The following is an 11,730-nucleotide window of genomic DNA, read 5'->3' on the forward strand; positions in this document are numbered from 1 at the left end:
GATTATTAAAGCTGCTATCATCACAACAATAAGATCGTTATTTTAAACTGACGCTATCAAACTACAACCGCTTTTAACAGAGGTTTTTCGAGATCAAACTCAACTATGTTACACAAAAAAGTCAACCTGGGGGTTTTTATCACAAATATTACTCTCTCAGTATGAATGAACTACTACATGATTAACCTAACAATTAATATCGCTAAATACACTTAGATGTGAAATTATATGTACTAGACAACTAATAAAGAGAATATCCGTATATTCTATGTACTTTTCCTTTCATTCATCATCTCAGATAAAGATAAGTTAAGCAATAATTTACCACAAATGGTTATAGAATCAGCCAAGTTTTCCATACCTTAATTCCAAATAACTCTCAAAGTTGCTGTAATTGTCAAGCCTTGACAAATCAACGTACATTTCTTACTAAGGTAATTTAACGTGACTTTCCATCCAGATGAAATTAACCAACTAATTGCAGACATTGATCACTTACTATCCTACAGTGGTAAAGGTCTTTCTAAATTCCTGTCTAACCAAGCACCACAGGAAAAAGAGGTTTTACAACGAGTGCGTGACTTTTTGGTTCAATTGGGCGAGGATAAAGTTCCAGAAGCGGAAATGCCCGTAGAAACAACTAATCCATCACCCTCACAACCATTCTCCTCTCTGTTGACACAATTCACCCAACAGGGTGATCTCCAACCAGTTTTGCAGTCTTCTCCATCTCCACCAGAACCAACTAATCTAGAAGCTTCACAACTAAAACAAGAATTTAACATTTTGCTTCAGCCTTTGCAAGCAGAGTTGTCCAAGCTATTGGCAGAAAGAGCAAATCTGATTCAAGAAATTAGACAACTAGAACAAAAGCGACTGCAAAACTATTCCTTAAACCAGCAGTTAGCAAACCAAGAACAGATGATTTCTGAATTTTTAGAAGTCTTGATGGGTCGGTTAGTGCCACATTTAAAATCAAATAATAGTCCCATATTTAACCCTACTCAGCAAAATTTAGAAGCAGTTACTTCGGCAATTCAACCTATTTTAGAATCAGCCGAACGGGTAGAACAGTTAGCAAATTTAGCTCGGAATTTAGATCAACGCTTGCTTTCCTTAGATGGAACTGTAAATATTGTTTTTGAAGCCCTAGAACGGAATATTAACACCTATTATCAGTCATTATCCCAAGCACTAGCAAAAATGCACAGTCAGGGAATGCAAGGTGAACAGTTGATGGCGAATTTTTTAAATAATTTGACTCAATATTTACAACAGCAATCTCTAATTAATGAGCATGATCTTGTAAATGTAAATACTGAGATAATAACAGCCTCACCATTATTAACTCAGTCTCCTCCGGTGGAAGCAGTAACACATTTAGAAGATGTGCAAACAGAAATTCCTCCTGCGGAAATAGAATCAATTAGTTTGGAGACAGATTTATCACAAAATCAACCACAATTAGCCAGTGAATTACAGTTAGAAAGTACAGATGAAGTAGATGAACTTTATGCGACTTTCTTTAATGCGGAAAGTGTTAGCCAATTAAATTTATCTTTTTCTAGTAACAGCATACTCCCAGAATCAGAGAAAGTTGTTAATCAGGAGTTATCAACACCAGAAAATAGCCATTTGACTACTTCTGATCTGCCGGAAATCGCTCCCTCTACAACTTCAGCAGAACCGCAAGAAGATGTGCTGTTATTACCAAGTCTTTGGGGTGAATCACCAGAACTTGAAACTACATCTTTACCAGAAGAGACAATCCCAGTCACAGAAGTTGTCATAGGAGAGAAATCGCTGGAAGAGCCAAGTAGTGAGAATACAATTACAGTGCTGACTGATTTATTGGTTGATACTAACCATGAACAACCGGCATTGGAAGTATTATCAGAAAAGGTGAATTCAGAAGTTAGGACATCACTACCGGAACAGTACGTTATTGCTGCTTCAGAGGAAAATTTACTAGCTTTGACAGATGATGATATTTCTGGTATTCCAGAGATTATATTAGATGACAAACAACGGCAACAATTAGATCAAGATTTAGCTAATTTTGATCAACCATTAACTACGTTGGCAGAACCGACAAGTCAGGCTGATGCGGTTACTATACTTACTAATGAAAAAGTAGATACTCCTCAACCACAAGCAAAAATAGAAGAAAATGTTTCTTCGTCGGTAAGCACCATTCAGCCATCTCCAATCACCATTGAACAACCTCCAGTTACTGTTCCTCAAATCTCAGTTTCCAAGGATGAAAATAATGATCTTATTCCTAGAGATACTTTAAATGGGACTTGGTATTTAGGAATTGATTTAGGAACAACGGGAATTTCTGCGGCTTTATTGAATCAATCTCAATTGGTAGTTTATCCCATTTATTGGTCATCAGAAAATCAAACTAGTAATGCGTCTTTTCAGCAATCTTTCCGTTTACCAGCCGAGGTTTATTTACCGACAAATTCAGCCGCTCATCAGGTAAAAAGTGGAGGATCAGAGTTTTCTCAGTCATCAATTCCTCATCATCTTTACTCAGCACAATTAAAGCCTTATTTACAAATAGCTGTTCCCTACCAACAAGAAAGACAAAAATGGGAACCTATGTTGCAATTAAATGAATTTTCATCAGGTCCCTTGATTTGGGTAGTGCGATCGCTCTCTAAACTCCTATTAACACTCAGATCCAGTCAAACTAGCACCACACCGGCTTTAATTGCTAATGCAGTGGGGATGAATATCCCAACTTTTTCTAGGGTGATTAATAACATCGCGGGTGTGATTTGTAGTTGTCCCTCTAGTTGGACAGAACAATATCGTTTTAATGTCCGGGAAGCGATTCTTAGCAGTCAACTTGTCTCTCATCCCCAGCAAATCTTTTTTGTTGAAGAAGCGATCGCTAGTTTGCTGCCAGAATTAGACAATGCTAATGGCCAATCTATTCAAATCAGTCAAAATCAGGGTTTACAACCTTTAAAAACTAGTGATTATCCCCTTGTCGGTAACACCTTAGCCATCAATATTGGGGCGATCGCTACAGAAATGACTTTAGTAGATATTCCCGCAAATTTGGGAGAATTGACACATAAAGACTTCATGCTTCACAATTTTGCCTACTCTGGTAAAGGCATTGAACAGGATATTATCTGTCAGTTATTACTACCGCCAAAATCCCGCCAACCCCGTGAACCTGGTCAACCTAATGAATCTGCTAATACTAATCCTTGGCATTGGCAACCTTCAATTCCTGGTTTAGACCAAATGCAATTTTCTAGTTTAGGATTGGAAGCTTTGACATTACCTAAAGTGGGAGAACCAGATACACAAGCCCGTATTCGTCTCCAACAACGTCTAGAAAGTTCTCTTCTAGGACAAGCTTTATTAGATGCTGCTTTAGCTTTGAAATTGATTCTCCAGCATCAAGAAACCTTTACTCTAGAATTCGCTGATCAACGTTGGGTACTACAACGCCGAGATTTAGAAAGTCAAGTTTTTGTCCCCTTTGTCCGTCGTCTAAATCGAGAACTCAATAAATTATTAGTAGCCCGTGGTATTCCCACCGAAGCGATTAATCAAGCAGTCCTTAGCGGTGGTGTGGCTTCAGTCGGCACTATTAACCGTTGGTTACGCCAAAAACTGCCAAATGCCAAGATTATTCAAGATTTATATCTTGGTGAAAATGGCGCTCCCAATTGTAGTCGAGTAGCATTAGGTTTAACTATGTTACCTTTGCATTCCCAAGTTTTAGACATACCTAAACAACAATACACAGATTATTTCCTCTTTTCGGAACTGTTGAAATTATTACCTAACCGTTCTCTCTCCTTTGGTGAAGTCTTGCAATTATTTGAAAGTCGTGGTATTAATACCCGCATCTGCCAACAGCGATTATTGGCTTTCTTGGAAGGTGAACTACCACCAGGTTTAATTCCTGCGGCTTCAGATTACCTTTGGCTTACCCATAATTCCCAAGAAAATCCTGACTACAAAGCGATCGCACCACTCACAGCAGGTACAGTTTCTTCACCCCTATTTGAAAAACAAGGTAATCTTTCCTATCGTCCCAATTCTCAACAAGTCCAGTTATTACTACGTTATTTAGATGCCATTAAATCTAGTACCGTTCAATCCCTAGAAGAACCATATAGTTATCTGTTGCCAAGTCAACCGGTTTCTTTCTAAAAATGGTGCAGCTATTGGAGATGCAAAGTTATTGGAACGTTAAATTTAATTAGAGCGTCATTGAGATAGAATTCAATTTCAAAATATCAGGATATGTCTTCTCCCTGGAGAAGACATATAGCAAGAGTCAGAATTGCTGGAGTAAAACCCTCTTGTGGATAGAGTTTCATCATCTTTGATGTCCTCACCGTACTAGGGACGGCCATATAATGGGATTTTCAGGCTTTTAGGTGGGGTAATGAAAATGACGATCAAAGCAAAAATAAAAATAAAATAACTTTAATGGGTATATTCAGTTTTTAGAGGCGATAATATCATCACTACCAAAAGAATTGAAAAAACTGCATTTTGACAATTGATAGTTGATCCTAAATAGCTACCATCCGTTTTTCAAAAATTCAATGGATTGCTATATAACTAAAACCAGCTATTAGTCCATAAATCTCACAATTTGTCTAGTTACGGGCATTAATTAAATTAGCGACACGAGGAGTAATTATGAAATTATTAGTACGTTGGGGCGTAACATTAGGTCTTGCAGGAAGTGTAATGTTTGCAGGAATTTCGGGCATGAATAATCTGCAAGCAATAGCTTTACCACAGGAGCAAGTGGTAAAAACTTTACAGGAAGTACCTGTTTTTACACTGACAAATCCTAAAGGAGAATTTGTAGTTATCTCCAGAAAAAACGAATCTAAGACTATTTCCCAAATAGGCTTTTTTATTAGTAAAAAAGATGCTCAAGGTTTCCTAGATGGGCGGCTGAAAAAAGAAAATCCCCAATTAGCAAGCACTATCCAAGTTAGACCTGTTTCTTTGGCAGATTACTATAAATTAGTAGTAGAAAATAACAAGAAAAAAGATTCTGGGGTAGTTTTTACCTTAGTCCCTGCAAAACAACAGGTTGATTCGGCTAGAACTATTTTGACTTCTAGTGGTAAACAAGGTCAGCAATTTAATGGTATTCCTTTATTTGTGCCGAAATTTAAACAAGGGAATAGCTATTTGACAATTCCCCAAGGAAATGAGCGTTTTATTCCTTTCTATTTTGAAAAAGAACAAGCAGTTGCTCTTTTAGAAGCCTTCAAAAAAGCAAAACCACAGGAAGCTGCAAATACAGAAATTCAAGTAGTAGATTTGTATGGAGTGATTGACACACTCAATAGCAGTAATGATCCCAGCACTAGTAAAATCTTCTTGTTTCCATCACGGGAGTCAATAGACTTTATTCGTTCTCTAGTTCCAAATTCACCGAAAAAATAGTTAATCTTGACTAGCATTCGGTGTAAGTGTAAGGGCGAAGCATTCAGTGTAAGGGCGAAGCATTCGGAAAATAAACTTGGGAAAAAACCGATAATTTATCGCCCGAATGCTTCGCCCCTACGACTCCTTCTTTTTGACTCCTTCTTCTATGATGTTAAAGCCAAATCATATAGTTTCTGGTTTAGAAATTTGGCAGTGGCGAAATGCGGCAATTCAAGCTGCGATCGCTGCGGATATATCTCCTATTGAGGTAGATTGGCTATTACAAATAATAACTAATTTAGACCGTTTAGCACTGCGTTTAGAATCTTATAAAATAGAAAATTACATCCCCATACAATTGTCTCTTATAGAATTAGAGCAATTGTGGCAAAGGCGATTACATGACCGTTTACCGGTTCAGTATATTGCGGGAATGACATCTTGGCGGAAGTTTCAACTTACAGTTTCCAATGCAGTTTTAATTCCCAGACCAGAAACAGAGATTTTGATTGATTTGGCTGTTGCGGCTGCTAACAGTGAGATGAAAGCAGGACATTGGGCAGATTTGGGAACAGGTAGTGGAGCGATCGCTCTGGGATTAGCAGAAGTATTGACAAATACCACAATTCATGCAGTAGATATTAGTCCAGCCGCATTAGCAGTTGCTCAAACCAATGCTGAAAATTTGGGTTTTGAGGAACGGATTAAATTTTATCAGGGTTCTTGGTGGCAACCCTTAGAATCACTGAAAGGTCAGTTTAGTGGCATGGTATCAAATCCGCCCTATATACCTAGCGATACTGTTTTGACGTTACAACCAGAAGTTGTTAAACATGAACCCCATTTAGCCTTAGATGGTGGTGCAGATGGGTTAGATGATATTCGTTATTTAATTGCAGTTTCCCCTGCTTATTTGCGTCCTGGTGGGGTGTGGTTAATTGAAATGATGGCGGGACAAGCCGATATAGTCAAAGAATTATTGGAAAATAACGGTAATTATTGTCATATTTCTATTCATGCTGATTTAGCCGGGATTGAACGTTTTGCCATTGCGTATAAGAAAAGTGGTAAAACTTAGACACACAAAGACTTTTAAAGGAGTCAGTTGTCAGTTGTCAGTTGTCAGTTGTCAGTTGTCAGTTGTCAGTTGTCAGTTGTCAGTTGTCAGTTGTCAGTTGTCAGTTGTCAGTTGTCAGTTGTTAAGAAGTTTTCCCTATTCCCTATTCCCTGTTCCCTGTTCCCTGTTCCCTGTCGTCACCGACAACTTTTGCAGTAAACCCTATTTAGTGTCAATTGCAATATAAAGTCAGCGATCGCTTACAGTTGTGCCACACTAGTACACAGTAATAAGCTTGGAAAAACAAATTTAATTTAAATAATTATGCTGGGTGCGATCGCTGGTGATATCATTGGCTCTATCTATAAGTTCCACAATATCAAAACTAAGGATTTTCCTCTGTTTAGTGACGAATGTACTTTCACAGACGACACAGTGCTAACAGTAGCCGTGGCAGAAGTCATTCTCAACGCTGACACATTCCCCGACAATACCAAATATATTGACCAAATTCAATATATCGAAAACTTCAAATTATACTACTCCGAATATCCAGAAGTTGGTTATGGTGATAGATTTCGAGAATGGGCAAAATCAAATAGCACCGAACCCTACAACAGTTGGGGTAACGGTTCATCAATGCGAGTTAGTCCCATAGCATCTGCCTTTGATGACTTAAACACCGTCTTACAAGAAGCTCAAAGCAGTGCAGAAGTTACTCACAACCATCCAGAAGGAATAAAAGGCGCACAAGCTACCGCTACCGCCATTTTTTTGGCGCGTACTGGCTATGATAAACCCACAATCAAATCCTACATTCAAAATTCCTTTGGCTATAACTTAAAGCCTACCTTAGATGAAGTTAGACCAACCTACAACTTTAGCGACTCCTCTCCAGATTCAGTTCCTGAAGCCATTATCGCCTTTTTAGAATCTACAGATTTTGAAGATGCAATTCGTAATGCTATTTCCATTGGTGGTGATAGTGACACCATAGCTTGTATTACAGGCAGTATCGCTGAAGCCTTTTATGGTGGTGTACCTCAAGAAATTGCCGAATGGGCATTATCAAAATTAGATGAACGACTTTGGCGTGTTACTGATAAATTTATGTTGCAGTATTACGCCTAACAACTCAAAGATCAGGAAAAAGCAGATCGAGAATTGACAATTACCTCGTCCTCAAGTGTGAGAATTGAGAAAGAGGAATTTTTCAGCCTTTTTTTCTTTAATAAAGAGGTTTTAAACCTTCAATTATCAATTCTCAATTGTCAATTATTTTTTAGCTATAGGAGTCCCCTAGTATGGTAAGCCAAACCCAATTAGTAGATGTTCAACAATGGATTAAAACTCGTGCTTCCCTAGATTCTCAAGAGTCTAACTTCCTGACTTGGACTGGGAATATTTATAGTTTTATTCCTGGAGAAAAACGACAACTATTATTTAAAATTGTCGGCATGAGTGTTAGTCGTTGTTTTCCTACTGGTGAAGGTAGCTGGGATTTTACTTCTAGAGAACTCACTTATTACCTCAACCCAGAAACAAAGGATATTTTACATAAATGGGAAAACCCTTGGACAAATGAAATAGTTCCAGTCATGCACGTTGCCAATAGTCCTGTTCAAGGTCAATTTAAAGGCAAAATACCTGTGCAGATAGAAGGAGAAAAAACCAATTTTGTATTTGATATCTTTCCTAATTATCCCAACCCTTTAGCAGAAAATCCCGAATTTACTGATTATTGTCCAGGGGAAATCTACCAAGCAGCAGAATTATTTAAAATCTCTGTTCCCACTGCTGATTTAGTTAACTCAGACTTAAATTCAGTCACACAATTAAGTCTATCTTGGGATAGAATCGGTCAATGGTTGCCCTGGATGAAAATGGGTAAACTTCCTGGTTATTTAATCTACAGTGCTACAGGTAATAAAGTCAGCAATTTAACAGAATTACACCCAATTTTACAACAAGAAATCAACACCCGCCTTCCCCTATATAAAGAAGCACCCAAAACATATATGGAAGGAGAAGACATGACATCTTGGCTTTATTTTCAAAAGCATTTTTCCGCCTATTTAGCTGGAGAAACATTCCCCATAACAGCACCAGAAGAAGCTTAGTTCTTAAACTCCTCTTCTTCCCTCTTCTTGTTCCTTCTTCTTCTTTCTTCTCCTAACTCCTGTAGGGGCGTTCGCGAAGCGTGCTGGAAGCATCAGCATTCGGAAAATAAACATGGAAAAAAACCGATAATTTATCGTCCGAATGCTTCGCCCTTACACCGAATACTAATGCTTCCAATCCCGTCAGGGCTTCGCCCTTACAACTCCTGACTCCTAATTACAGCTTTTGCATCTTGTGGCTAAGAGGATCAAAATTTCTAGGAAATTTGGTGCTTTCGTCATAATATGCACCATGTAAATTCGCTCCATACAACTTAGTATAGTGCAGCCTAGCGCCTCGAAGATTTGCTTCAGTAAGATTAACACCAGATAAATTTGCTTTAGTCAAATTCGCTTTAGCTAAATTCGCGCTACTCAAATCTGCTCCCCAGAGTTTAGATTTAGCCAAATTAGCTCCACTTAAATCTGCTCCCCACAAATTAATTCCAGGTAAATAAGCATTAATTAGTTTAGCTTTGACTAATTTAGCAGAAACAAAATATCTTTCTCCTGCAACATAACGCCGTTTTAGTTCCTCAGTATCCATATCTTGTTAACCTACTTGAGCAACAAAACCTCTATTTCTAGAATATAGCAGGGGAAAGGTGATTGATGACAGGTGGCAGTTAATAGGGTTAGTGGTATCATCGAGTACGACTATATTCATACCGCCCATACTTACCTAACTATTTTACACATGAAAAACGCCTGAGTTTTTTTCTAACTCAAGCGTTTCCCCGTATAACTTTCTACCAACTCACTATCTTTGTGACATCTGAAACCCGCAACTCAAATAACAGAAAGTATTAGCAGCGCGAGGGAACTTGTAACAAATATAAGATGAAGTGGTATCACTCCTTGCATTCACTAACGATATCTCTTTTAACACCAAATGGCTAGTGTAGAGAGTGACACTTTCTTAACTGACACTAGTTAAAAATGACTCCAAGCAGTTAGTAGCTAACAAAACAGTGCTGAATAGTAAATAGCGCAGTCGTTTAGTATAAAGACGTTAGGGTTGGTAGTGAAGCTATCAATATTAGAGTAGAATTTTAGCCATGATTTTAGGGACAAAGAAGCGGTTAAATGACAGCAGCTTCTAACATCGTGATTCGGCCATAATCAGCATCTATTTCTACTACTACACCGACAGGGATTGTAAATTTGTCTGAAATATGACCAATCATAGAACCGTACCAAGCGGGAATTCCTAATGGTGTGATATGCTGTTTTAATACTTGCATTAATGTAAATGCAGGTTGATCATCAACTTTGCAATTAGTACATTGTCCAAAGATAAAACCCGAAATTTGATTGAGAATACCAGCATTTTTTAGCTGGGTTAGCATTCTGTCAATGCGATAAATATCTTCACCAATATCTTCTACAAATAAAATATTTTTGCGCCATGATGGTAGATAAGATGAACCTAGCATTGCTGACACAACTGATAGATTACCACCTATTAATTTTCCTCTCGCTATTCCAGGGGTAATTACTGCTATTTTTCCCGTGGGTATGGCGGAATTTTCCATGGTGACTAATTCCCCATAAAAAAGGATACGTTTAAGGTAATCAACTGTAAATTGATTCCAAGTTGATGTAGCAACTGCACCATGAAAAGTAATTAATTGACTGCGAGCATTAATAGCTAATAACAAAGAAGTGATATCACTGTAACCCATAATAATCTTTGGATTCCTACTAATCAACGGATAATTAAGTAATGGTAAAATTCGATTACAACCCCAACCGCCACGCATGGCGATAATTGCTTTTACAGATTGGTCAGCAAACATGGTATTAATATCGTGAGCGCGGTCTGTATCTTTTCCAGCTAAATAACCATAACGATCTAAAATATGTGTACCAATTTTGATTTGTAAACCTAATTTTTTTAAGACTTGTTTTGCATCTTCTATATCTTGGGTTTCAATGATACTTGCTGGGGAAACTAAGCCGACAGTATCGCCTATTTTTAATCGTGGTGGTTTAAGGTTAGTAAGGGGATTTTGGGCTATACCTGGAGGGATTTGGGTAGCTATGGTGGTTAATCCCAATGTGGTGAGAAATTGACGACGGTTGATGTGCATGGAAAGTATATGCTGAATAATTACAGGGTAACTCTGGTAAGATTATTTTATTCAGTCTAGAACTTTTCTTTGTAAAATGGCTGAAACTCAATCATAATATCGCATTGAGACAACTTTACATACCGTTATATACCTTTAAATTTTTCTGTTCACCTACTTATTAACTCTGTATTTGAATTAAAATCTATTGTTGGTTGAGTATTGGGTATTGAATTTTGATTTTGTATTGTACATAACATTTTCTTTAGTTGTTCTAAAACCATCAGATTTTGTACAAGTAGATTTATCGTTGCTTCATGCTGCTGAATTTGAGATTGAATCATAAGTAAAATTTCATTTTTTACTTTTTTATTAACTACAGCTTGAACGCATATCCTATTTCCCCTTGTACCTCTTCAGGAAACTTTTTGAGGTCTTCTAGGGAACTTTCTACCCATTGCAGTGGTTTTATTGGTTCTGTTTGCAATTGTCTTAACTTATATCCCACATTCCGCAGATACTAAAGCAAATTTAGGAATTAAAAATTTTCATAAATAAAAGCCTGAAAAGATTGCCTAGCAAAGATTTCAGGCTTTTATTTGTTAAAATAATCAAATCAAATAGAGATGGGAAAAACCATGAAAGAGTCTCAAGTTGGCATGAAAATCCTAAATATAGACCATTTGGGAATAGTAGCAGGAATAATAGACGAAATGGAATTGGTAGAAGAAGTGAATAAAATAGTGGGAATAAAAATAAAAGAAACCCTAACACCAGGACAAGTAATAAAAGCAATGATTTTAAATGGATTAGGCTTTTTAAGCGCCCCATTATATCTATTTGGAGAATTTTTCGTAGGAAAATCAACAGAACATTTAATAGGAGAAGGAGTATTAGCATCACATTTAAATGATGACAAACTAGGAAGAGAACTAGACAAGTATCATCAAGTAGGAACAACAAAAATATTTACAGCAGTAGCGATAAAAGCAGCCCATAAATTCCAAGTAGA

Annotated in this window: 8 protein-coding genes; 6 read left to right on the forward strand and 2 right to left on the reverse strand. The window is 37.4% G+C overall.

Translation table 11 applies throughout. The features are described from left to right. Positions 1-444 precede the first annotated feature (444 nt). From FJR38_RS18890 to FJR38_RS18910, 5 genes are all read left to right on the forward strand, one after another. A complete protein-coding gene (locus tag FJR38_RS18890; RefSeq protein WP_168538753.1) occupies positions 445-4,185 on the forward strand; it encodes a hypothetical protein in 3,741 nt (1,246 codons plus the stop codon). A gap of 498 nt (positions 4,186-4,683) precedes the next feature. Then, entirely contained in the window at positions 4,684-5,448 is a 765-nt protein-coding gene (locus tag FJR38_RS18895; RefSeq protein ID WP_168538755.1) for a Tic22 family protein, read from the forward strand. 148 nt (positions 5,449-5,596) lie between these two features. After that, on the forward strand, positions 5,597-6,508 hold the full coding sequence (prmC, locus tag FJR38_RS18900; protein ID WP_168491170.1) for a peptide chain release factor N(5)-glutamine methyltransferase: 912 nt from the start codon (positions 5,597-5,599) through the stop codon (positions 6,506-6,508). Positions 6,509-6,811: 303 nt separating this feature from the next. Further along, positions 6,812-7,618: an ADP-ribosylglycohydrolase family protein gene (locus tag FJR38_RS18905; RefSeq protein ID WP_168490972.1), complete on the forward strand. Its 807-nt coding sequence runs from the start codon at positions 6,812-6,814 to the stop codon at positions 7,616-7,618. 173 nt (positions 7,619-7,791) lie between these two features. After that, positions 7,792-8,607 (forward strand): DUF1838 domain-containing protein, encoded by an 816-nt coding sequence (locus FJR38_RS18910; RefSeq protein ID WP_168538757.1) that lies wholly within the window; start codon positions 7,792-7,794, stop codon positions 8,605-8,607. A 217-nt stretch (positions 8,608-8,824) separates the two neighbouring features. On the opposite strand, the gene FJR38_RS18915 is transcribed toward FJR38_RS18910, so the two are convergent. Beyond that, positions 8,825-9,193, reverse strand: coding sequence for a pentapeptide repeat-containing protein (locus FJR38_RS18915; RefSeq protein ID WP_168538759.1), 369 nt, complete (start codon positions 9,191-9,193; stop codon positions 8,825-8,827). A 535-nt stretch (positions 9,194-9,728) separates the two neighbouring features. Continuing rightward, on the reverse strand, positions 9,729-10,739 hold the full coding sequence (locus tag FJR38_RS18920; RefSeq protein WP_168490968.1) for an LD-carboxypeptidase: 1,011 nt from the start codon (positions 10,737-10,739) through the stop codon (positions 9,729-9,731). A gap of 617 nt (positions 10,740-11,356) precedes the next feature. On the opposite strand from FJR38_RS18920, the gene FJR38_RS18930 reads away from it, so the two are divergent. After that, a partial coding sequence (locus FJR38_RS18930; protein WP_168538761.1) for a DUF4277 domain-containing protein occupies positions 11,357-11,730 on the forward strand: 374 nt, incomplete at its 3' end.

Source organism: Anabaena sp. UHCC 0253 (assembly GCF_009712085.1).
Taxonomy (GTDB): Bacteria; Cyanobacteriota; Cyanobacteriia; order Cyanobacteriales; family Nostocaceae; genus Dolichospermum.

Coding starts and splice junctions, on each gene's coding strand:
- FJR38_RS18910 (WP_168538757.1), top strand. CDS start 7,792: ATGGTAAGCCAAACCCAATTAGTAGATGTTCAACAATGGATTAAAACT.
- FJR38_RS18920 (WP_168490968.1), bottom strand. CDS start 10,739: ATGCACATCAACCGTCGTCAATTTCTCACCACATTGGGATTAACCACC.
- FJR38_RS18915 (WP_168538759.1), bottom strand. CDS start 9,193: ATGGATACTGAGGAACTAAAACGGCGTTATGTTGCAGGAGAAAGATAT.
- prmC (WP_168491170.1), top strand. CDS start 5,597: ATGATGTTAAAGCCAAATCATATAGTTTCTGGTTTAGAAATTTGGCAG.
- FJR38_RS18895 (WP_168538755.1), top strand. CDS start 4,684: ATGAAATTATTAGTACGTTGGGGCGTAACATTAGGTCTTGCAGGAAGT.
- FJR38_RS18905 (WP_168490972.1), top strand. CDS start 6,812: ATGCTGGGTGCGATCGCTGGTGATATCATTGGCTCTATCTATAAGTTC.